This window comes from Paenibacillus sp. FSL K6-1122 (assembly GCF_037977015.1).
Lineage (GTDB): Bacteria > Bacillota > Bacilli > Paenibacillales > Paenibacillaceae > Paenibacillus > Paenibacillus amylolyticus.
The window spans coordinates 1,264,490-1,286,539 of record NZ_CP150272.1; the positions used below are offsets into that span (position 1 = coordinate 1,264,490).

Sequence of the window (22,050 nt, forward strand, 5' to 3'; positions counted from 1 at the left end):
AAAGCGTTTGGGTTTTGGTTATAGACATGGAGGGGTTCGAGAGATGAGAAAAAAAGCGATTCTACTATTATTCATTAGTATATGTGTATTGATTGTGGCTGGTTGTTCCAGTTCCGCAAGCAAAGACGATAACACGATTGTTGTAGGAATTGATGATAAGTTTGCTCCAATGGGTTTCCGGGACGAGCAGAATGAAATTGTTGGTTTTGATATTGATTACGCAAGAGCTGCAGCGGAGAAAATGGGTAAAGAAATCACATTCCAGCCAATCGACTGGTCTTCCAAAGAATCAGAGCTGAACAGTGGCCGGATCGACATGATCTGGAACGGGTACACCATTACGGATGAGCGCAAAGAGAAAGTGCTCTTCACGAAGCCGTATTTAGAAAATAGTCAGGTAGCCATTACCTTGGCAGACTCACCAATTACAAAGCTGGATGAACTCGATGGCAAAAATGTTGGATTGCAGGCGCTGTCCTCAGCGGCAGATGCACTGGCAGCAAGTCCCCTGAAGGATAAAGTGAAAGCTTCCGAATTCAAGGATAACGTGCTTGCACTGACGGACTTGAAAACGAAACGTCTGGATGCGGTCATCATTGATGAAGTGGTAGCGAGATACTACATGTCCAAAGAAGAGGGAACATTCAAACTGCTGGATGAATCTCTTGCACCGGAACAATATGGCATTGGTATCAAAAAAGGCAACGAAGAGCTTCTGAATCAGCTGCAAAAAGCACTGGATGAGCTGAGTGCAGATGGAACAGCAGCTAAAATCTCCACCCAATGGTTGGGTGAAGATAAGGTTCTGAAATAGGCAGGTTATACACCTGATATATAGTTAGAAACAAAACGGACCCCGTATTCCATGCTGGAGCGATTCATGCCCCAGAGGAATGCGGGGTTAACAGATTAGAGGAGACAAAACAATGAGTTGGGATTATTTATCGACCATTTTAAAACCTATGCTAGAGGGTGCGCAGACCACCGTTTTCATGTTCTTGCTAGCGATCGTGTTATCTGTACCGCTTGGATTTGCGGTCACGCTTGCGATGAGAAGCCAAATTAAACCACTGGCATGGATTGCCCATACGTATGTATATGTGATGCGAGGAACACCGCTGCTGCTCCAAATTCTATTCTTCTGCTTTGGATTACCGTTGCTTCCGGTGATTGGAGAGTATCTGGTGTTTGATCGTTTTGTTGCAGCGGGGATTGCGTTCATCTTGAACTATGCGGCGTACTTCGCTGAAATCTTCAGGGGCGGACTGCTTTCCATTGATAAAGGTCAACATGAGGCAGCTAAGGTACTGGGGTTAACAAAGTGGCAGACGATGACCAAAGTCATTATTCCTCAGATGATTCGTGTAGTATTGCCCGCAACGGCCAATGAGTCCATTACGCTCATCAAGGATACGGCACTGCTCTATGCCGTGGCTGTGCCTGAGCTGTTGTATTACGCCCAAGCGGCGGTAAATCGCGACATAAAGCTGTTACCTTTCTTCGTGGCGGCGGTTATGTATCTGCTCATGACACTCGTACTCACCGTGCTGTTCAAGGCACTTGAGAAGCGGTTTTCATTTGAATAAATTAAATCTGATCAATCAAAGGACTGTCTGCATATGACACATATAATAGAAGTAAATCAATTGAGAAAATCATTCGGCACACTTGATGTGCTGAAACAGGTATCCTTCAACGTGGAACCAGGCGAAGTAATTGCGGTGATCGGGCCTTCGGGTTCGGGGAAAAGTACGATGCTGCGCAGCCTGATTCATCTGGAGGATATTTCGGGCGGAACGATTCGCATTCAGGATCAGACGTTGGTTGATAATGGCCGTTACGCGGGTGCCGCAGATATTCGCAAGATGACGGATCGTATGGGTATGGTATTCCAGCATTTCAACTTGTTCCCGCATCTGACCGTACAAGATAATCTGGAACTTGCACCGAAAACTTTGAAAAAAGAAAGCTCAAGCGTCATTCGGTACCGCAGTCTGGAATTACTCGGCAAAGTAGGGCTTTCGGACAAGGCCGATGTCTACCCTGGTAATCTGTCCGGTGGACAGAAACAGCGTGTAGCCATTGCTCGTGCACTGATGATGCAACCAGACATTCTCCTGTTCGATGAGCCGACATCGGCACTCGATCCGGAGCTGACAGGGGAAGTGTTACGTGTCATCAAACAACTGGCACAGGAAAATATGACCATGATGATTGTCACGCATGAGATGGGCTTCGCCCGTGACGTTGCGGATCGTGTATTCTTCATGGATAACGGGGAAATTGCAGAGGCAGGTCCACCAGAACAGATCTTCGGCAATCCAAAGCTTGCACGTACCCGGACGTTTTTGCAGCGGGTGGAAGTGGAGAGGTAGAAGACTGAACGTAGAGGTAGCCAGGTGCGAATGCCAAGCTCACATGAAATCCCTGGGAGATTCGCACCTCAGAATTTGTCGAAAGGGTCATTTTTGTTCCCTTTTGGTAATAAATACTTGAATATTCTGGATGTGGTAGATTAAAATGAATATAATAATTAGCTCGATAAACGAAAACACGTAATAAGGTATATACTCATATGCTGCTGTTACGTGTTTTTTCGCTGTCTCACTCCGTATGGAGTGAGTGGATTGAAATATAGCGCCCCTCAAGTTCCACGGATTCGGTGTCAGTCTCACTCCGTATGGAGTGAGTGGATTGAAATCGAAGAACACAATGATTAGTACAACCGCCGCAAGCGTCTCACTCCGTATGGAGTGAGTGGATTGAAATTTACTCGGTTGAGATATCAAACAACTTGCATTATGGTCTCACTCCGTATGGAGTGAGTGGATTGAAATTTAACAGTAACAGTCGACATTGTATTGTAATAAAGTCTCACTCCGTATGGAGTGAGTGGATTGAAATTTGATCCGAGTCAGGTCATGCTGGAAGCTGTAGAACGTCTCACTCCGTATGGAGTGAGTGGATTGGAATTGCTTCAGAGCAGTAGTCGATGATATTTCTGAAGATACAAGCAGACGTTGCATTTCTTCTCTGTCTACACAAATATGCTCGTTCATGTCTTTGTTATTATATACACAATAATAAATATATAAAATTTATTGCATATTAGATATATTTGACATTTTTTATAAGTATATGTATGATTATTTCATACCAAATAAAGGAGTTGTTTGAATTATGAGGATGTTGAAAAACAAATTTTCTATCATTATGTTGGTGTCAGCAATGTTTTTTAGTTTAGTTGGTAGTACCTACGCTCAATCTCAAAACTCTGTAGATGCGAATGGTATGACAAAAGAAGAAGTATTAGTTGCTAATCTACTTATTGAGCATTTAAAAGTCGATGAGAAAACAGGGTTATTTTATTTCGTTGATGAAGCTCAGTTAAAGGAAACTATACTCAATCAAGCGCCTAATACCAGTTATGAACAGATAAGGAAAGATATTGACCAGGTTAACGGCCTTATTGAAGAAAACCAAAAAGACGGTCCAATTATTCAACCCTATGGCGCCTGTTCAACTGCATTGAGTCTGATCGGATTATTTCATGGCGTTCAAATGAATTTAGCAATGCTGATTTTGGGTGTTGCAACCACGCCAGCACTGTTCGCAATTACGGCGATAACAGGGGCTATATGGGTTGGAGGCTCCTTATTATGCCCATAGGGGGGTATACTTGATGAAAACTTTCTTGGATCGTTATATAATTTCAACTAATTTCTTGTTATTGCTAATAATACTTTCGCTGGCATACACACAATTTTACAGTAGTAATGTTTTACTGTATTTTTTCCTTGCAGCTGTAACCAGTGCATCTACTTTTTTTGTTGAATTTCTATTTAACAATGCAAATTACGAAAGAAAAATAAAAGCCAAAAGAATGGCCGTTTACATCATGCCTTTCAATATTATTATTTTTGCTGTAGTAACTTATTTTTTACAAGTTTGAAATTAGAGTCCGCTCGATTCAATAACACTGCACTCTTTTATAAGAAAGAGCTATAATTTTATGGCTTCAGGCTGTGGAGAAACCCCCTGTTTTTGCAGGGGGTTTAAAGTCGCCTTTTATTTCCTGTAAAATGGAGATGAAGACAGCGATATTGATTGGACTATTATTGGTGAGTTTAATGAGGACCGAGCTAGTAAATTTATGAGCAACCGATAGCTATGACTAATGGCTAACTTAAGATCAATTAAGATACATATCCGTCAAACAGCCAAACGCCTTCCGGGGAACGGATGAAAGAGAACTCGTACGCAATATTTCCCTCGGAACCCTTGGTTTTGATAAGTTGGGCGATGAACAGCATAAAGTGATCTGAATCCTTCGGATCATACCCTCTGAATTCGAATTCATCCCAATGGATGACTTTAAGGAAAGGGACTTCATAAGGGCCTCCTCCATACAGAATGGTCTTGATGTTGCTTTCTTTGGATATATTCACATTGGGAGAGGAAACGGATTCCAGATACGCGATATCTCCAGACTCCATGGCGGCCATCAGACGGAACGTCAAATTCAAGGTTTCTGTTAGGTTATTTCTGATCTCTTTGCTATGCGCTTTCTCCTGAAGGATAGTGAGCTGTTCCTGAAGACGAGCGTTCTCTTCACGCAGTTCCTTAATAGATTGAGCATCTTCCATATTGCGCTCTATCTGTTTCAAAGTCTCGACAGACCTATCCGTTTCACTGCACCCAGTCACTAAACAAATTGCTGTTAAGAGTAAAGTTATTAGTTTATACATAATACACCTCCACATCCTTAAAATAGAATATCATGTATACTCTTCAGTCATGCTTTAGCTCGTTGGTACGTGAAATACAGCTTTCCCCCCGTTTCTTCGACCTCACTAATGTGCTGCACCATGAAATACGCAAAGGTAGCAACTAAACCAATGGTAGTAAACATACATAGAAGTCCAATTTGATCCCAAGTTACACAGAACTGACGCGTGTAGGAACGATTAACGTTGCCACACAAGTGCAACTTCAACATCTTTCAGAAGAGGAAAATGGAAATTTATCAAGCGTTCATGACCAGGCTATTGCCAACTTGGTATAATGAAGGCAGGAACCGAGAAATGGAGTGAAGAGTATATCGGAATTCGGGAATAAAGCATACACACTCATGCACAAGAACGAACCCGTGGCTGAGATTAAACTGGATGAAGCAACAGTCTCCATTTCATCTATTGGACAGGTCTATGCGAAACACCATGTACCCGTAGGGATACCTGTCAAAAAGGGGGAAATAGATCGTGCGGCACTGAATGAATGGTGGAGAGGGCGTGCGATTCCAGCTAGTCGGGACGGGATTCAAGAAGCACTGCTCGAGTTGAGCTTGTCTGTGACACAAAAACTGCTGGATAAAAGCTACGGACTCAGCTTGTCCGATCAATACTGGATTCGTCCATCTGCATCGGATTTGAGATGGAGCGACATTAACTTTTTCGACAACTCCTTTTCCGAGGATGTAGGGAATGTGTTGTTCGGGCAAGGCTCGTCAGATGCCATGAATCTGATGTCACCAGACAACACCTCTGATGGCTGGCTGAAAAAGAAGTGGGTAATCATGGAAAGCAAACGTTGTTTGGTGAAAGGGGGAAGTGGCGCTACCCAGCAAGAACCGTACAATGAAGTGATTGCGAGCAAGATCATGAAGCGGCTGGGCGTCCCCCATGTTCCGTATACGCTGATGGAGCAGGAAGACTATCCTTACAGTGTGTGCGAAAATTTCATTACTCCACAGACGGAACTCATTACTGCTTGGTATGTGATGCATACTGAGCAAAAGCTCAACCATGTTTCGGTGTATCAGCATTACGTGAATTGCTGTACAGGGTTAGGCATTTCAGGTATTACTGAAGCGCTTGATCGAATGATCGTCGTGGATTATCTGATTGCCAATGAAGATCGGCATCAGAACAATTTTGGTATGATTCGCGATGCGGGAACGTTGGAATGGATCGGTCCAGCGCCGATTTATAATAGCGGGTCCTCGCTTTGGTTTTCCAAGCCGCTTGGCTTGATTCGTGCCGAAGGCAAGCTGACCTGCAAGCCATTCAAGCAGGATCACGATGAGCAGATTAAGCTGGTGACCTCCTTTGATTGGTTGGATTTGTCCACACTGGACGGAATTGAAGAGGATGTGCGAGATATTTTCGGGGATTCACTCTTTGTAGACGAGGCTCGTTGTCATGCGATTTGTCAAACTCTGAGAGGGCGTATAGAGCGTTTGCAGGAGATGGTCCGTTCCCGAAACATGTTGGGCTGGGTGGATGACCAAAGTACCGATGTCAAAGTGAACATTGCGTACAGTGGCCTTCAGGAGGATGAAGAGGAGCGGGAACGTTAGATAGACTGTTGTTACCGTGATATGAAGCAGGTGCGAATGCCAAGCTCACATGATTTCCCTGGGAGATTCGCACCTCGAAACTTGTCGAAACACTCTTTTTCGTGACCTTTTGGCAATAGAATTTAGATGAAATAGATGGAGTAAAGGTTTTAACGAAGAAAAAATACTGAATATACGTTAATATCCTCTCAAGAGATATGGATATTACGTCCTTTTTCGCTGTCGCACTCTGTATGGAGTGCGTGGATTGAAATCCCGGACTCGATCCGGGTCATTGTCTCAGGCGGTCGCACTCTGTATGGAGTGCGTGGATTGAAATTATGGATCAATCCATTAGCAGCAGGCGAGATCGGTCGCACTCTGTATGGAGTGCGTGGATTGAAATACGGAATTGGTCTTTGGTGACGCTGTGAACGCTGGTCGCACTCTGTATGGAGTGCGTGGATTGAAATCCTTATCTAGTGTTTTTCTTTCCTCAATTATTTCGTCGCACTCTGTATGGAGTGCGTGGATTGAAATCCTCTTTCTTGGGTGACATGTCTTCCACGGTGCTAGTCGCACTCTGTATGGAGTGCGTGGATTGAAATCACGTGGAACGTTATATTTTGTGGGGATAAATCGGTCGCACTCTGTATGGAGTGCGTGGATTGAAATAATGGTGATTGTGAATTGATCGAAGGATGTACAGGTCGCACTCTGTATGGAGTGCGTGGATTGAAATTGCCTACCCTTACGCTTGAAGGTTGCGATGTATTCAGTCGCACTCTGTATGGAGTGCGTGGATTGAAATAACCATTTTGGATGTAATCCCTTGTCCACTATCCGTCGCACTCTGTATGGAGTGCGTGGATTGAAATTTGGAACTGAAGGAGCGGACAAGCAAAGCCAATAGTCGCACTCTGTATGGAGTGCGTGGATTGAAATTGAATTTGTCCTGAATTAGACCTGAATGGGGCGAGTCGCACTCTGTATGGAGTGCGTGGATTGAAATCCATGCTGCGGACATGTCCGTGCTATATCTTTTCGTCGCACTCTGTATGGAGTGCGTGGATTGAAATCTTCTGCATCTTTGACCGTATTAAATGTGATTTTCGTCGCACTCTGTATGGAGTGCGTGGATTGAAATAGGTTTGGTGTAGTAGTGACGTTTGAATTTGGTGTGACGTCGCACTCTGTATGGAGTGCGTGGATTGAAATGTACTAACGATGAAGAATCAACGTGTCATGGAAATGTCGCACTCCGTATGGAGTGCGTGGATTGAAATTTCCAGAAGCTATTCCGTACAATGAAGGGTCGTCGGTCGCACTCTGTATGGAGTGCGTGGATTGAAATAGTTTAGTGAAGAACACGTTCTCGGCTTGCTTCGCGTCGCACTCTGTATGGAGTGCTTGGATTGAAATTGCCTTGGTTGTAATGGTTGTCAGCGGGTCCGTAGGTCGCACTCTGTATGGAGTGCGTGGATTGAAATTTCCAGTAGATTTGATCTTTGCTATCTCTTCTGTTAGTTGCACTCCGTATGGAGTGTGTGGGTTGAAATGAAGAAGGCTTCGACATGCTCAAGGTTGTACGGTTTTGTCTCACTCCGTATGAAGTGTGCGAATTGAAATGGTAATAGCGATCTACCAGAGGTAGCTTCGCCGGAGTAGCGCTCCTTGTGGGGTGTGTGGATTGAAATACCCGCTTACTCTTTACTTGTTGTGATTTAGGGTGTCACACTCTGTATGGAGTGTGTGGATTGAAGTAGCGATCCCTTCTCGGAGCTCAGTTTGATCAATCCCTCGTATGCATCTAGCCTTTGGTAGTCGATAAAGTAAATATATTTAATATAATCGGAGTATTTACAAAATATGGAGTTCTCTATTGCTAATAATCGATTATAATGAACATACTTAAAGAACAGGGAGGATTTACCTTGGAACATCGCGAAAATGATGTGGATCGTTATTATAACGACACATTGCCACCACCGCCTTATGTAGTACCAAAGACCAATAGTAAGTCGATTGTATCACTAGTTTTGGGGATTCTGTCCGTCACGATTCCTTATGTGGGTATTGTAATCGGCATCGTTGCGATTATATTTGCATCTTTGGCCTTCAAAGAGATCAGAGTTCGCATGGAGCAAGGAAAAGGGTTAGCGATTGCTGGTCTTGTCTGTGGAATCATAGGTACAGCCATTTATGTATTACTTATTTTGCTCGTACTATTGTTTAATTTCGCTATCTCAAGTTCTGAAATTTACTCTACATATTAGAAATATGAAGTTAGCAAACTTAGATTGTATCTAAAACTAGAAAAGCAAAGGCGTACCTTAGCCAACACCTCTGTTGTCCATAAGAGGGGGCTTAGGTACACGCCTTTGCTTTTTAATTTACGAATTTACAGGTGAAGTGCGACTTCACTGCTCACGTTTTCGTTCTCCGTGGTGCGATGCATCAGGAAATAAGTTAAGGTTCCTCCCAAACCAATCACTGCAAAGATGCACAGAATTCCGATCTGATCCCAGGTTACACTGAACTGTCCACTCGAGATAACTGCTTTATAACCTGTTACCGAATAGGTCATAGGCAGCCATGGATTAAACACTTTCAGCCAATTTGGAATTAGTTCGAGCGGGAAGGTGCCTGCACTGGTGGTGAGCTGGAAGATCAGCATCAGAATCGCGAGGAAACGACCCGGATTCTCCAGCCAAGTCACCAAAGCCTGAATGATGTACATGAAGCTTAGACTGGTAACAAAGCTGAACAAGAGGAACAATGGAACGCTCTGAACCTCCAGACCCAATACGGACAATACGAGCCAGGAAGCGAGAAGGGACTGGACAGCACTCATGATCGTGAAAGCAAGGGTTCTGCTCACAAAACGATTCCAGCTACTCGCATCGGTAACCGTACTGCCGCGTGTGGGTACAACTAGCGTTGCAATCAATGCTCCGACAAACAGCCCCAATGACAGAAAGTATGGGGAGAATCCAGTACCATAGTTGGGCACTTCGTTATGTTTATGCTCATCCACCTGAACAGGCTGTGCATACATTTCAACAAGTTCATCCGTCTTTTTCACACTGCTAGTTTCATCGGCCGCTTCATTAAGCTTGGTGGCAAGTTCGCCAGAGCCGTCGGTTAACTTGGCCGTGCCTTCTTTTAATGCTCCTGCACCATCATCTAGCTTGTGGGAACCGTCGGCAATGGTGGTGATTCCGTCTGAAAGCTGGTTCATACCCGTAACCAATTGGCCTGCACCTACATTTAACTGACTCGAACCATCTGCAAGTTTGGCTCCTCCGGCTGTTGCTTCGGTCAACTTGGCGTTAAATTGTTGAAGGCCCGTTGCAAGCTGCTTATGTCCGGTCGATAATTGTGTCACTCCTTGTAAAAGTTGCTGTTCACCCTGCACTAGTTGGGTGCTGCCTTGATGCAGTTGCTGTTGCGCAGCCTGGAGGCGTTTGCTGCCTTCCACTAATTGCTGTCCGCCTTGATAGATCTGTTCGCTGCCAGTGGCAACGGCCTGACTTGCTACCAGCAATTGCTGAACAGCAGGGCTCGCGGCAAGCTCGGGACTCGCTTCGGCTAATTGGGCAAGACCTTGCGCAACGGCCTTAGCACCTTCACTCACTTTGCTACTACCTTCGACTGAGGTTTGCAATCCGGCTGCCAGTTTCGCACTTCCTTGCTCGGAAGCCGCGAGTCCTGCATCCAACTTAGCCGCGCCTTCCTGAGCGGATTGAATGCCAGCCTGTAACTGTTTGCCACCTGCTTCAGCCTGCAATGCACCGTTACCCAGCTTCGTGCCTGCTGCCGCCAATTGGGATAATCCATCGGACAGAGAGTTGGCTCCTGCATGAAGCGTGCCGATTTCTTGTGCCAAGGTAGCTGTACCCTCTTTTAACGGTGCCACACCTGTTTCCAGTTTGTCGGTTCCATCCGCCAGTTTGGACAGGTTCTTTTTCAATGTGGCAGCACCGTCATCCAGCTTGGTTGCGCCCTCGTTGATCTTGTCAGCACCAGCTCCGGCATCTGATAAACCGCTAGAGATCTTCTCCACCTGATCCAGTAACGTTTCGGTATACGACTCACTTACTTTGGCGGAGATTTTGGATTTGATCTGTTTGACCGCAGTTCCACCAATCTGACCCGCGAGGAAGTTGTATCCTTCATTGGGCTCATAGATCAGCTCCGCTGATTGCGGGTGATCTTCCATCAGAGTGGTAGCTTTTGCTGAAAAATCCTCGGGAATCACAATCGTCATATAATACGTGTTGTCTTGCATACCTTTTTCTGCTTGTTCACGAGTCACGAATTGCCAGTTGAAATCGTTGCTTTTTTTCAATTCATCGACCAGATTCTGACCGACCTCCAGTGATTTGTCATTGTAGACTGCACCCTGATCTGTGTTGACCACGGCTACAGGTAATTCATTCATTTTGCCATAGGGGTCCCAGAATGCGTTCAGGAACAGGCCGCTATACAGCACCGGAATGAACAGTACAACGAGAATTGGAATAAATACTTTTGGTTTTTTGAAGGCGGACTTCAGATCCTGCCCAAATACGTGGAATGATTTCATCATGTTCTCTCCCTATCCTTACGCTAATCCGTTTGTTCTATCTCTATTATGTTCTGAAGCTATTGGCACGCTCTTCTCTAAGTGGGGGATAAGCCATTCTTGAGAAAGAGGCCCACAAAATCCTTGATCTGATCCTTATGCAGCGTAGGATGCGCTTTGTTCCAATCCGAGGTTAAGGTGACATACAGCTTCAGCAGGACAAAAGAAACCAGCTTGGGATCATCTCTGCGAATCTGCTCTAACTCCATGGCACGGCTCACCTGACGCTCCAGATATTCGAGAATGGCTGTCTCCACTTTTTGCAGACCTTCTTTGGCCTGTGGTGTACCGAACTCGTTAACCTCCTGAAAGAGCTTGATCAACAGCTCATGTTCCTCACGATACTCCAGCAAAGAATCCATACTCATATGCACGTTATCCAGAAAGGAATTCTCTTCCTTCACCGTTTGCTCCGTAATCTGTCTCATATCCGCAATGATTGAGCACAGAATCTCGCTAAACAGTTCTTCTTTATTATCGAAAAAAGTATAGATCGTTCCCTTGCCCACATTGGCAAGTCTCGCAACCTGCTCCATCGTTGTGGCCTTGTAGCCAAACAGGGCAAAGGATTTCTCGGCAGAATCCATCACCTGTTGCCTTCGATCTATCGTTTTCATCGCATATACACCTCCTTGTAGGTTGAAAGGATAATGGGTAAGGTAAACCCTAATTTTTGACCAATTTACTATTATGGTCAGTTGGTCGTTAACAACTGTAGCACTTGAGCAGGGAAGGTGGATGTGATCTTTGTCATAAACGGATAGGACAGGTGCGAATGTGATGCTCACATGAAAACCCTGGGGGATTCGCACCTCAGAAATTTGTCGAAATGGGCAAAATTGTTACCTTAAGGCAACATGTAGGCATAATTTGATTGAATAATGATATGGAAAGTCATAGAATAATAGTGAAAAAACGTGTTTTTGATGGTTCGGGTTGTTGAGATACGTGTTTTTTCGCTGTCGCACTCCGTATGGAGTGCGTGGATTGAAATTACTGTTGGCGCTGCAATGGAACAACAAAAGATGTCGCACTCCGTATGGAGTGCGTGGATTGAAATACGTACACACCATTCATCAAGTTGGCGGCGGTCGGGTCGCACTCCGTATGGAGTGCGTGGATTGAAATTCTACAGCATCCTGTATGTGTTTGGCTGTCTCGGGGTCGCACTCCGTATGGAGTGCGTGGATTGAAATCTCTAGTGGATGATTGATAACCGATCCTTGCCGCGCGTCGCACTCCGTATGGAGTGCGTGGATTGAAATTGTAGCAATGTTGTTGTCTTTGCAAGGTTCATGGTGTCGCACTCCGTATGGAGTGCGTGGATTGAAATACGTAAGCAATCTCTTTAGCAATAACAGAACTCTTGTCGCACTCCGTATGGAGTGCGTGGATTGAAATACAGTACAAGTAATATCAATCATAAAAGATGAGCGTCGCACTCCGTATGGAGTGCGTGGATTGAAATCTCTGTTATCCCCGGTGGGGTGAGCTATTTGCTAATGTCGCACTCTAAATGAGTGCGTGAATTGAAATACGACAAGCCTTGGAAGCGAGCTGCACAGCGTTGGGTCGCACTCTATACGAGTGCGTGGATTGAAATAATCCAAGCGCTTTTATGGGTTATGTGTTCAGTCGCACTCTGTGTAAGTACGTGGAATGAAATCTTTGTAGTAGCGTTGTTACAGGTACGGGTGTCTGATCGCACTCCGTATGGAATGCAAATCGAATCCCTAAAAAAGTCTTACCTTTCTCATGCTAAGCATGGATAAGTGGGTAGGACTTTTCTATTTCAGAGAAATAAAAAATATTAAGTATAGAAAAAATACTGAAAACTGAAATGTGCTATTAAATGCAGCATATTTTAAGATCTTTTGTTAAACAATAGATTTGACCTATGGTAGAAACATCAATATAATGTTATTAATTGTAAAATAAGGAGGAAGGGTATGTCGAGGTATTATGATGGATACGGATTAGACTCGACTGTGACACTTCTCAGAATAGCTTATGGTCTTGACAACTGGAGAGAGGTCGTTAAGTTAGGTGAAACACTTTATGAAGAATCACTTCGTATATATAATTTACAAATGTTGACTAAGGAACAGGACATCGTTGAAATACATACGCAACGGGCAATAGTATATTACATTGGATACAGTCGTTTGATGCAAGGAATAGCGTATCAAAAACTACTAGAGTTTGATAAAGCTAGGGAATGCGTATTACAATATAGTGATTTTCAGTGGATTAAATTGACTAATCAAGAGACACTTAATGAAATTGAATTTTATAGCGATATAGCCAAGATCAATTTAATGGTTTTGGATTTACTTGAGGGTAATGCTACAAAGCTTGATGAATACGTAGCTTACATTCAAAAGTCAAAAGGTGAGATCATGTCTGGAATATTAACTCTCCTTGAAGCCAATCGTTTAAATAATTTACCTATTCAGGAGTTTGAGTATCTATTTGAAAAACATCGCTTGATTAGTGATACTACCATAATGACAGATATTGATGTTTCTTATTATCTAAAATTTAGTTTTGAGTTGGCGATGTACTATAGCCGTAATGGTAATGACTCCGATGCAATCGACATCTTACTGAATTGTTTGGCAATATCTCCTAAAATTAATCAGAATAAGATAAAATATGTAGCCTTTTTTGAAAAAATCAGAGAGCAGGCTACACATGCACAAATTAACACTTACAAATCTATCTTAGAGGGGATGTTATGATGAAGAAAAGAAATGCTCTAAATATGGTGTATTCAATTGTTTTGGCAACGTTAGCAGTACTCCCAATTGAGAGTATAATGCAGTTATTTAATCATGGCGTTGGTCATTAATTTTTAAATAATCTACTGAATACAGAAAATCTGTCCAAAGTATAAACTATACCCTAAAGAGTAGACACTTTAAAAAAGTTCTCTATGGGGTATTTTTGTTGTATGCCACGATTTAGGATTAACTCAGGAGTAAAAATATTTATGCGTTACTTTCTGCTGTCGCACTTTATACGAGTGCGTGGATTGAAATTTCCTTCCTAGGTAGGTTGATTGGTGCCCACTGTGGTCGCAATCTATACAAATGCAATAAAGTTGCAATCACAAGTCAAAAGACTTACCATCATCTACACTAATCTGTAGCATGAGGTGAGTTTTTTTATATTTGATTTGAATACAGTTTTGACTTAGCTGCAAAAGTATTACTGCCTTCATAAAAAATTACATAATATTCTAAAAATACAGGGTTTTTAGAAGGGAAATGTATTTTGGTGTCGAAATTTACAATGTGAGTCTTTTTGCCTATGGATCTGGGATTAATGTCATGAAATTCAGTGGAGGTGAAGTGGTGTGACCTATATTGCGCATATCTGTCAAAAGGATGGAAGAATACAAACCGTTCAGGATCACTTAGTAGAGGTTAAGCAAGGAGCGGAGCAGGCTGGAGAGAAGATCGGCGTTAAATATTTGGCAGGGATTGCTGGTCTTCTGCATGATATGGGCAAAAATACAGATCTTTTTCGAAACTACATTCAGGAAGCTGTCGCAAACCCGGATGCCCCTCCTCGCAAAGGTTCAGTTGATCATTCGACTGCTGGTGGCAAGCTGCTGCACAGCCTTTACCATGGAAGCGGCACAACGCTGGAGTCAAAGTACACAGCGGAGTGGATTGCCAATTGTATTATCTCCCATCATCAGGGTCTAAGAGACTACATATCACCTGATAAAACTTCACCTTATATGGAGCGAGTCATTTCCAAGGAACTAGATCAATATGAGCAAGCAAAAGAAGAATTTTTCAAACACAATGCCCCAGACCTACTCAACCATATGTTTAAACAAGCGATTGAGGAGCTTCAACGATACATAAAGATTATCAAAGAGCATAAACTTCCGCCGATTGCAGGAGCACTGCTTATCAAGTATATGTTTAGCTGCCTGATCGACGCGGATCGCACGAATACAAGGCGATTTGAAGAAAATGAAACTTTAGCAGAAGAAATCAATTACAAGACTTTTTTTCAACAAAGCTATGAATTACTATCTCAACATTTAAGCAAGCTTGAGCACAGTAGTATAGTAGACACACCCATTAATCGATTGCGACGTGAAATGTCCCGGCAATGCGAACAATTTGCGTATCGTCCATCAGGAGTGTACACCCTTTCCATACCAACAGGTGGGGGGAAAACCCTTGCCAGTATGCGCTACGCGCTCAGACATGCCATTGAACATAACAAACAGCGGATTATATATATCGTTCCGTACACCACCATCATTGAACAAAATGCGGCTGAGATCCGCAGTATTTTGAAGAACGATGACATGATTTTGGAACATCACTCCAACGTGGTGGATGACAAGGATGACGAACGCCTTGAGGGCGACGAAGGGGAAACCCTGGATTTGCGCAAAAAGAATCTCAAACTTGCCCGTGATCATTGGGATCGGCCGATTATTTTTACGACCATGGTTCAGTTTTTGAACACCTTTTATGCCAAAGGAACCCGAAATGTCCGCAGATTACACCAGCTTTCCAATGCAGTCATTGTATTTGATGAAGTGCAGTCGGTTCCCGTTCATTGTATCTCCCTCTTTAATGCTGCACTGAATTTCCTGCATGTGATTGGGCGATCCAGCCTGTTGCTCTGTACAGCGACTCAGCCTGCATTGGATTTTGTGAAGCACAAGCTACATTTCTCCAAGCAACCGGAGATTATTCAGAATTTAGATGAGGTCGGACGAAGCTTCAAACGAGTTGATTTACAGGACCTTACGCGGGAATCACCTTCGGGCTGGGGTGCAGAGGAAGTATCTTCTTTTGTCCAGGAACAGATGAGGGAAGTGGAAAGTGTGCTGGTCATTTTGAACACAAAAACAGCGGTCCGTAAACTGTTTGAACAGTTGAATGAGGTGGAATGGCTAAGAGAGAGTGGCGTTCAGGTGGTTCATCTGAGCACCAATATGTGTGCTGCGCATCGCAAAGAGGTTTTATCCGGGGAGTATGGCGTAATTCCGAGATTGGCAAAGGGTGAACGTATCATCTGTGTGAGTACACAGCTTATTGAGGCGGGTGTGAATATCAGCTTTGATTGCGTGGTTCGTTCCTTGGCTGGTTTGGACTCGATTGCTCAAGCGGCTGGACGATGTAACCGGCATGGGAAAGATAAGGTTCGTAATGTGTACATCATTCGCTCATCGGATGAGGTATTAACGAATCTGCCTGAGATTCAAATTGGTGCCGAGAAAACGGAACGTGTGCTTCAGGAATTCAAGGATGACCCGGGTTCGCTCGGCGATGACTTGTTATCTTCAAAGGCAATGTCCCGTTATTTCGAATATTATTTTAACGATATTGGAGACAAAATGCATTACCCCATTCCTAAGCTTGAACAGAACTTGTTTGATCTGATGGACCGTAATCGTTATTACGTGGATGCCTATAAGAAGAAGCATGATTGTAGGCCAGAGGTTGTGAATCATTATGCGATCGCTACGGCAGAGAAGTATTTCGAAGCCATATCCACGAACGCCACGCCCGTAATTGTTCCTTATGGGGAAGAGGGAAAAGAATTGATTTTGGACCTGAATGGAGCAATTGAACCTGGCGAAATGAGTGCGTTATTACGCAAGGCTCAGCAGTATACGGTGAATATCTACGATCATGAACTTCGAGCATTGGAGAAAAATGGAGATGTGAGATCCCTTTTGCATGGACATGCACTGGCATTAAGGGAACCTGCATACTCCGATGATTTTGGCGTGGAATCCAAGGGTGAGGGTGCTTGGGAAACGATTATGGTTTAGAGTACATGTCTCATTACATCTGGGAGATTCATGACACATGTTTCTCCCTCCTATACCCCATAGAAAGGAGCTGAAATGTTGAGAAATCAAATCGAATTTGAGGTTTCGGGAAAATATGCGCTATTCACCGATCCACTGACCAAGTTGGGCGGAGAAAAATTCTCTTATCAGATCCCTACATACCAAGCCCTCAAAGGGATTGTTGAATCTATTTACTGGAAGCCAACGTTGACCTGGATTGTAGATGAAGTCCGTATTATGAATCCAATTCAGACCGAATCAAAGGGTATGCGTCCGATTGAATATAGCGGGGGCAACACACTGGCCTATTACACCTATCTAAGAGATGTGCGTTATCAGGTGAAGGCTCATTTTATATTTAATCCGCATCGTGAAGATTTGATACATGACCAGAACGAACATAAACATCACAATATCGCCAAACGAGCAGTTCAGGTTGGGGGACGAAGAGATATCTTTCTGGGGACCCGTGAATGTCAGGGGTACGTTGAACCGTGCCGGTTTGGTGAAGATGACAGTTTCTATGATCGTATAGGTGAGCTTGATTTTGGCACGATGCTGCATGGAATCAGTTACCCGGATGAAACAGGAAGCAATGAGCGAGAGGTTCGTCTGTGGAAAGCGAAAATGCAGCATGGTGTCATTCAATTTATCCGTCCGGATGAATGCACATTGGTGCGCAAAGTGGGAGAAGGTACAGCTAAAATATTCGATGCAGGGAATATGCAATCTGTAGATGATCTTCATTCAGAATGGTTTGGAAATGAGGTGAGTGAATGAGTTGGCTTGCCAATTTAAGCAGAACGTATGATGATCACGCTAAGGTTGTCGGACAATTTGAAATGAAGCAAAATGGCAAGGAATACGCTCTGATTCCAATCTCGCACACAACACAGACCGCCCATATTGAAGTTCATCTGAATGGAAAAGGAGATATCGTAAATGCCAAAGTGGTAGAAAAGAATGATGGCAGTACGATTATTCCTTGCACCGAAGCTTCCGCAAGCCGAACGAGTGCGCCCGTACCGTATCCGCTTTTTGACAAGTTATCCTATGTTGCAGGAGATTACACTCAGTTTTGCGGAGAGGTCAAGGGAACACCGTATCAGGATTATTTGACCCAACTGAAGGCTTGGTGCGAATCTCCATTTAGTCACTCTAAAGTACAGAGCATACTTCACTATGTTAGTAAAGGCACGCTGATTGCTGATCTAGTCGACAGAGGCATACTTCATGCGGATAGTCGAGGAAAGCTACTGGAGAAGTGGACCGCAGGACCAGGTGACCAGGAAGGCGAGAAACCAAAAATTTTTAATGTCATCGCAGCAGATCAGAGTGGGGCATTTGTTCGATTTGCTGTAGATATTCCAGGAGAACCCGAATCCAGATTATGGCGGGATGCTTCGGTACAGCAGTCTTTTATCCATTTTTACGAGATGAGTTTGCAGGACAAGGATATCTGTTTCGTGACAGGTGATTACCTACCAGTTGCTGATAAACATGCTTCTCGCATACGTCACTCAGGGGATAAGTCCAAGTTGATCTCAGCTAACGACTCTAGTGGATTTACGTATCGGGGGCGTTTTCGTACCAGTCGTGACGCAGCTGTAGTAAGCTACGAAGCTTCACAGAAAGGGCATAACGCTCTGAAGTGGCTTATTGATCGACAAGGAACCACCATTGATGGCAAAGTGTTTCTGGTGTGGGGAAGCACAAGTCTGGATATGCCAGAACCTCAAGAAGATGCATTTAGCTTGTGGGATGAGGATGATGAGGAAGCATTTGCTGGCGGGGACACAACTCATAAGGAGTTTGCTTTGCAAATCAGGAAGGCGATTGGCGGTTACCGATACGATGGGGAGTATAACTCTAAACATGAAGTGACTTTGATGACACTGGATGCGGCCACACCAGGGCGAATGTCGATTATGTATTATCGGAGTTTAGATCAGAACGAGTATTTGGATCGAATATTAGCTTGGCATGAGAGCTGTTATTGGTTACATCGTTATCGGAAAAATAAAAATGACAAACCCGTCTCGTTTGTTGGGGCGCCTGCGACCAAAGACATTGCATTTGCAGCCTATGGTCCACGAGCCAGTGACAAGGTAGTTAAGGGATTAATGGAGCGAATGCTCCCATGTATCATAGATGAGCGACCCATTCCGCTGGATATCGTTCGCAGTTCTATCCAACGTGCATCCAACCCGGTAGGCATGGAAAATTGGGAGTGGGAGAAAACACTGAGCATTACTTGCGCACTTGTTAATAAGAAGGAGGGGTATGGAGTGAGTCTGAATACAGAAACAACGGATCGTAGCTACGTATTTGGCAGAATGCTTGCCATTGCAGATGTATTAGAGAGAAGTGCTCTGGGTAAAGAGGAAAAACGAGCGACAAATGCCATTCGATATATGAACGCCTTTGCACAACGACCAGGCAGAACTTGGAGCATTATTCAATCTAATCTCCAACCTTATCAAGCGCGGATGGGGACGGGTGCCAGATATTATAATTCGTTGCTGGATGAAGTTGGAGATAAACTACAGTTGGAAGATTTTTCAGACAAGCCACTTACGGGATTATACTTACTAGGCTTCTACAGTCAGCGTAACGATTTATATACAAGTAGGAAAGATAAAGAAGCCGCAGCTACACTTGATAAAGACGATGAAAACCAATTGAACGAACAAGGGGATAACTAAATGAGTACACTTGATCACAAAATCGATTTTGCTGTTGTACTGTCTGTTCGTAATGCCAACCCGAATGGTGATCCATTGAATGGAAACCGTCCTCGTCAGAACTACGATGGCTTAGGAGAAATCTCGGATGTATGTATCAAGCGTAAAATTCGTAACCGCCTTCAGGATATGGGAGAGTCCATTCTGGTGCAATCCGATGAAAAACGGAATGATGCTCACCGTTCCATTAAAGATCGTGTCGATGCCAATGAGAATGTACAAGAGCATGCCAAAGGTAAAAAGGCAAATAAGGATATGTATGCAGAAGCCGCTTGTCAGTCCTGGATTGACGTACGTAGCTTTGGACAGGTATTTGCTTTTAGCGGCACAGATGTATCTGTGGGGATTCGGGGTCCGGTATCGATTCATACAGCGGTTAGTTTGGATCGGATTGACATCTCAAGCATGCAGATTACGAAGAGTGTTAACTCTGTCACAACAGCTAAAGATCCAGACAAAAAAGGTTCAGACACGATGGGCATGAAACACCGCGTAGATTTTGGAGTTTATGTTTTTTATGGAAGTATCAACACGCAACTGGCAGAGAAGACCGGATTTAAATATGAAGACGCGGAGAAAATTCGTGAATCACTGAGAACCTTATTCGAGAATGATACGTCCTCGGCCCGTCCTGATGGTAGCATGGAGGTTCACCAGTTATATTGGTGGGAACATAGCTCCAAAATGGGGCAGTATTCATCTGCGAAAGTACATCGTTCTCTGCAAATTGAATTGAAGCCAGGCGTAGCAGAAGCAAAGTCCTACGATGATTATAATTATACAGTGGTGCCGCTGGAAGGCTTGGCAGTCCAAGAATATGAAGGACTATAACGAAGAGGATTATCTGCTGCTTTCGGGGATTCAGCATTTTAACTTTTGCAGAAGGCAGTGGGCATTAATTCATATCGAACAGCAGTGGGAAGACAATGTGCGTACCATTGAAGGAGATCATTTGCATCGAAAGGCAGATCAGCCAGCGCTTCGTGAAAAACGAGGCGATAAACTAGTGGTTCGTGCACTTCCGGTACAATCGAGAGAACTTGGGATCACAGGCATCTGTGATGTGGTTGAATTCATTCGTGATCCATCTGGAGTTCCACTTGCGGGAGAGGAAGGGTTATACCTTCCTTATCCTGTTGAATACAAACGCGGCAAGCCCAAACGAAATGATTCGGATCACTCCCAATTGGTAGCACAAGTCATATGTCTCGAAGAAATGCTCGTATGTGATATTCCCAAGGCCTATTTTTATTATGATGAGATCAAACATAGGGTTGAAGTCATAATTACTGCGGCAGATCGGGAACGAGTGAAGGCAAGTATTCAAGAGATGAGACATTATTTTGAACGGAACCATACACCCAAAGCCAAAGCAGGACCACACTGCCTAAGTTGTTCTTTGAACAATATATGTGTGCCTGATATCTTGAACAAACGCTCCGTTTCAAGTTACATCGAAAGCAGGTTGAATGAATGAAAAAGCTGCTGAACACCTTATTTGTAACATTACCCGATACATACCTTGGACTGGATGGGGAAAACATTGTGGTGAAGCAGGAGGAAGAAATTCTTGCTCGCTATCCGCTACATAATTTGGAGGCCGTTTGTACCTTTGGCTATGCTGGAGTAAGTCCAGCACTGATGGGGGCTTGTGCGTCACGCAATGTTAGTTTGACATTTATGACACGAACGGGGCGATTCCTCGCACGGGTGATTGGTGAGGATCGAGGAAATGTGGTTCTTCGCAAAGAACAGTATCGTATCTCGGACGATGAGGTGCGTAGTGCGCGGGTTGCTCGTAATATGATTACAGGCAAGTTATACAACAACAAGTGGATTTTGGAACGAGCCACACGGGATTATGCACTACGTATCGACACGGAACGAATCAAGAAGGTTACGGAGTCGCTAGGTGAAACGATGAAGCTGTTGCGCGAGGTGGAGCAATTGGATATATTGCGCGGATTGGAAGGATCGGCTGCCGTTCAATATAACTCTGTGTTCGATGATCTGATTCTCCAGCAAAAGGAGTCATTCTACTTTTATGGACGCAGTCGGCGACCTCCCTTAGATAAAGTAAATGCGTTATTATCCTTTGCCTATACCTTGCTCGCTAATGACATGAAGTCTGCACTTGAATCTGTCGGACTTGATGCATATGTCGGTTTTTTGCACAGGGATCGTCCTGGCAGAGCTTCTCTTGCATTGGATATGATGGAGGAACTTCGAGGAGTGTACGCAGACCGATTTGTACTTTCTCTCATTAATAAGAAGGTAGTTAACGATAAAGGTTTTTATGTGAAAGAAAATCTCGCAGTGATTATGGATGATGAGACGAGAAAGAAAGTGTTAAAAGCATGGCAAGAACGCAAACAGGAAAAGATTATGCATCCGTATTTGAATGAAAAAATACCTTGGGGGCTTGTGCCCTATACCCAAGCTTTATTACTGGCGAGACATATACGTGGGGATCTGGATGAATATCCTCCGTTTCTGTGGAAGTAGG

General features: G+C 43.9%; 17 protein-coding genes and 3 CRISPR repeat arrays. Of the genes, 14 read left to right on the plus strand and 3 right to left on the minus strand.

Annotated features, from left to right (window positions below):
• The first annotated feature begins 43 nt into the window (after window positions 1-43).
• The 5 genes from NSQ20_RS05595 to NSQ20_RS05615 all read left to right on the plus strand — a co-directional run bounded on the left by NSQ20_RS05595 (window position 44) and on the right by NSQ20_RS05615 (window position 3,952).
• Window positions 44-814, plus strand: coding sequence for an amino acid ABC transporter substrate-binding protein (locus NSQ20_RS05595; RefSeq protein WP_145320967.1), 771 nt, complete (start codon window positions 44-46; stop codon window positions 812-814).
• A 112-nt stretch (window positions 815-926) separates the two neighbouring features.
• Window positions 927-1,586: an amino acid ABC transporter permease gene (locus NSQ20_RS05600; protein WP_076319409.1), complete on the plus strand. Its 660-nt coding sequence runs from the start codon at window positions 927-929 to the stop codon at window positions 1,584-1,586.
• A 33-nt stretch (window positions 1,587-1,619) separates the two neighbouring features.
• Entirely contained in the window at window positions 1,620-2,375 is a 756-nt protein-coding gene (locus NSQ20_RS05605) for an amino acid ABC transporter ATP-binding protein (protein WP_340032051.1), read from the plus strand.
• A 226-nt stretch (window positions 2,376-2,601) separates the two neighbouring features.
• A CRISPR array of direct repeats spans window positions 2,602-2,973; the repeat unit is 33 nt; unit sequence GTCTCACTCCGTATGGAGTGAGTGGATTGAAAT.
• A gap of 207 nt (window positions 2,974-3,180) precedes the next feature.
• Window positions 3,181-3,669, plus strand: coding sequence for a hypothetical protein (locus tag NSQ20_RS05610; RefSeq protein WP_340032052.1), 489 nt, complete (start codon window positions 3,181-3,183; stop codon window positions 3,667-3,669).
• A gap of 13 nt (window positions 3,670-3,682) precedes the next feature.
• Window positions 3,683-3,952: a hypothetical protein gene (locus NSQ20_RS05615; protein ID WP_340032053.1), complete on the plus strand. Its 270-nt coding sequence runs from the start codon at window positions 3,683-3,685 to the stop codon at window positions 3,950-3,952.
• A 244-nt stretch (window positions 3,953-4,196) separates the two neighbouring features.
• On the opposite strand, the gene NSQ20_RS05620 is transcribed toward NSQ20_RS05615, so the two are convergent.
• Window positions 4,197-4,748, minus strand: a complete 552-nt coding sequence (locus NSQ20_RS05620; RefSeq protein WP_340032054.1) for a hypothetical protein — start codon at window positions 4,746-4,748, stop codon at window positions 4,197-4,199.
• A gap of 350 nt (window positions 4,749-5,098) precedes the next feature.
• Between NSQ20_RS05620 and NSQ20_RS05625 the strand changes: the two genes are divergently transcribed.
• On the plus strand, window positions 5,099-6,358 hold the full coding sequence (locus NSQ20_RS05625) for a HipA domain-containing protein (RefSeq protein WP_340032998.1): 1,260 nt from the start codon (window positions 5,099-5,101) through the stop codon (window positions 6,356-6,358).
• 221 nt (window positions 6,359-6,579) lie between these two features.
• Window positions 6,580-8,101: direct repeats of the CRISPR family, unit length 33 nt; unit sequence GTCGCACTCTGTATGGAGTGCGTGGATTGAAAT.
• A gap of 170 nt (window positions 8,102-8,271) precedes the next feature.
• Complete coding sequence (locus NSQ20_RS05630; RefSeq protein ID WP_100526593.1) at window positions 8,272-8,613, plus strand: DUF4190 domain-containing protein; 342 nt, start codon at window positions 8,272-8,274, stop codon at window positions 8,611-8,613.
• Between the two features lie 125 nt (window positions 8,614-8,738).
• Here the strand turns inward: NSQ20_RS05630 and NSQ20_RS05635 are convergent, their stop codons facing one another.
• On the minus strand, window positions 8,739-10,925 hold the full coding sequence (locus tag NSQ20_RS05635) for a YhgE/Pip domain-containing protein (RefSeq protein WP_340032999.1): 2,187 nt from the start codon (window positions 10,923-10,925) through the stop codon (window positions 8,739-8,741).
• A 77-nt stretch (window positions 10,926-11,002) separates the two neighbouring features.
• A complete protein-coding gene (locus NSQ20_RS05640; protein WP_100526595.1) occupies window positions 11,003-11,581 on the minus strand; it encodes a TetR/AcrR family transcriptional regulator in 579 nt (192 codons plus the stop codon).
• Window positions 11,582-11,925: 344 nt separating this feature from the next.
• Window positions 11,926-12,630: direct repeats of the CRISPR family, unit length 33 nt; unit sequence GTCGCACTCCGTATGGAGTGCGTGGATTGAAAT.
• Between the two features lie 283 nt (window positions 12,631-12,913).
• Here NSQ20_RS05640 and NSQ20_RS05645 point away from each other — a divergent pair.
• From NSQ20_RS05645 to cas1c, 7 genes are all read left to right on the plus strand, one after another.
• The gene (locus tag NSQ20_RS05645) at window positions 12,914-13,705 is read left to right on the plus strand and encodes a hypothetical protein (RefSeq protein WP_017690356.1); all 792 of its coding nucleotides are present in this window, start codon (window positions 12,914-12,916) and stop codon (window positions 13,703-13,705) included.
• 617 nt (window positions 13,706-14,322) lie between these two features.
• Window positions 14,323-16,779, plus strand: coding sequence for a CRISPR-associated helicase Cas3' (cas3, locus tag NSQ20_RS05650; RefSeq protein WP_340032056.1), 2,457 nt, complete (start codon window positions 14,323-14,325; stop codon window positions 16,777-16,779).
• 78 nt (window positions 16,780-16,857) lie between these two features.
• The gene (gene cas5c, locus NSQ20_RS05655; RefSeq protein WP_340033000.1) at window positions 16,858-17,580 is read left to right on the plus strand and encodes a type I-C CRISPR-associated protein Cas5c; all 723 of its coding nucleotides are present in this window, start codon (window positions 16,858-16,860) and stop codon (window positions 17,578-17,580) included.
• Window positions 17,577-19,505 carry a type I-C CRISPR-associated protein Cas8c/Csd1 gene (cas8c, locus tag NSQ20_RS05660; protein WP_340032057.1) on the plus strand — a complete coding sequence of 643 codons (1,929 nt, stop codon included), beginning with the start codon at window positions 17,577-17,579 and terminating at the stop codon, window positions 19,503-19,505. The genes cas5c and cas8c overlap by 4 nt, the downstream gene beginning before the upstream one ends.
• Window positions 19,506-20,375, plus strand: coding sequence for a type I-C CRISPR-associated protein Cas7/Csd2 (gene cas7c / locus NSQ20_RS05665; protein ID WP_340032058.1), 870 nt, complete (start codon window positions 19,506-19,508; stop codon window positions 20,373-20,375).
• Window positions 20,362-21,021 carry a CRISPR-associated protein Cas4 gene (gene cas4 / locus NSQ20_RS05670; RefSeq protein WP_017690349.1) on the plus strand — a complete coding sequence of 220 codons (660 nt, stop codon included), beginning with the start codon at window positions 20,362-20,364 and terminating at the stop codon, window positions 21,019-21,021. Before cas7c ends, cas4 begins: the two co-directional genes overlap by 14 nt.
• Entirely contained in the window at window positions 21,018-22,049 is a 1,032-nt protein-coding gene (gene cas1c / locus NSQ20_RS05675) for a type I-C CRISPR-associated endonuclease Cas1c (protein ID WP_340032059.1), read from the plus strand. The genes cas4 and cas1c overlap by 4 nt, the downstream gene beginning before the upstream one ends.
• Window position 22,050 lies beyond the last annotated feature (1 nt).

What these genes read in the sequence shown, in the direction of transcription:
- NSQ20_RS05595 (WP_145320967.1), top strand. Translation starts at nt 44, where the DNA reads ATGAGAAAAAAAGCGATTCTACTATTATTCATTAGTATATGTGTATTG.
- NSQ20_RS05600 (WP_076319409.1), top strand. Translation starts at nt 927, where the DNA reads ATGAGTTGGGATTATTTATCGACCATTTTAAAACCTATGCTAGAGGGT.
- NSQ20_RS05605 (WP_340032051.1), top strand. Translation starts at nt 1,620, where the DNA reads ATGACACATATAATAGAAGTAAATCAATTGAGAAAATCATTCGGCACA.
- NSQ20_RS05610 (WP_340032052.1), top strand. Translation starts at nt 3,181, where the DNA reads ATGAGGATGTTGAAAAACAAATTTTCTATCATTATGTTGGTGTCAGCA.
- NSQ20_RS05615 (WP_340032053.1), top strand. Translation starts at nt 3,683, where the DNA reads ATGAAAACTTTCTTGGATCGTTATATAATTTCAACTAATTTCTTGTTA.
- NSQ20_RS05620 (WP_340032054.1), bottom strand. Translation starts at nt 4,748, where the DNA reads ATGTATAAACTAATAACTTTACTCTTAACAGCAATTTGTTTAGTGACT.
- NSQ20_RS05635 (WP_340032999.1), bottom strand. Translation starts at nt 10,925, where the DNA reads ATGAAATCATTCCACGTATTTGGGCAGGATCTGAAGTCCGCCTTCAAA.
- NSQ20_RS05640 (WP_100526595.1), bottom strand. Translation starts at nt 11,581, where the DNA reads ATGAAAACGATAGATCGAAGGCAACAGGTGATGGATTCTGCCGAGAAA.
- NSQ20_RS05645 (WP_017690356.1), top strand. Translation starts at nt 12,914, where the DNA reads ATGTCGAGGTATTATGATGGATACGGATTAGACTCGACTGTGACACTT.
- cas8c (WP_340032057.1), top strand. Translation starts at nt 17,577, where the DNA reads ATGAGTTGGCTTGCCAATTTAAGCAGAACGTATGATGATCACGCTAAG.
- cas7c (WP_340032058.1), top strand. Translation starts at nt 19,506, where the DNA reads ATGAGTACACTTGATCACAAAATCGATTTTGCTGTTGTACTGTCTGTT.
- cas4 (WP_017690349.1), top strand. Translation starts at nt 20,362, where the DNA reads ATGAAGGACTATAACGAAGAGGATTATCTGCTGCTTTCGGGGATTCAG.
- cas1c (WP_340032059.1), top strand. Translation starts at nt 21,018, where the DNA reads ATGAAAAAGCTGCTGAACACCTTATTTGTAACATTACCCGATACATAC.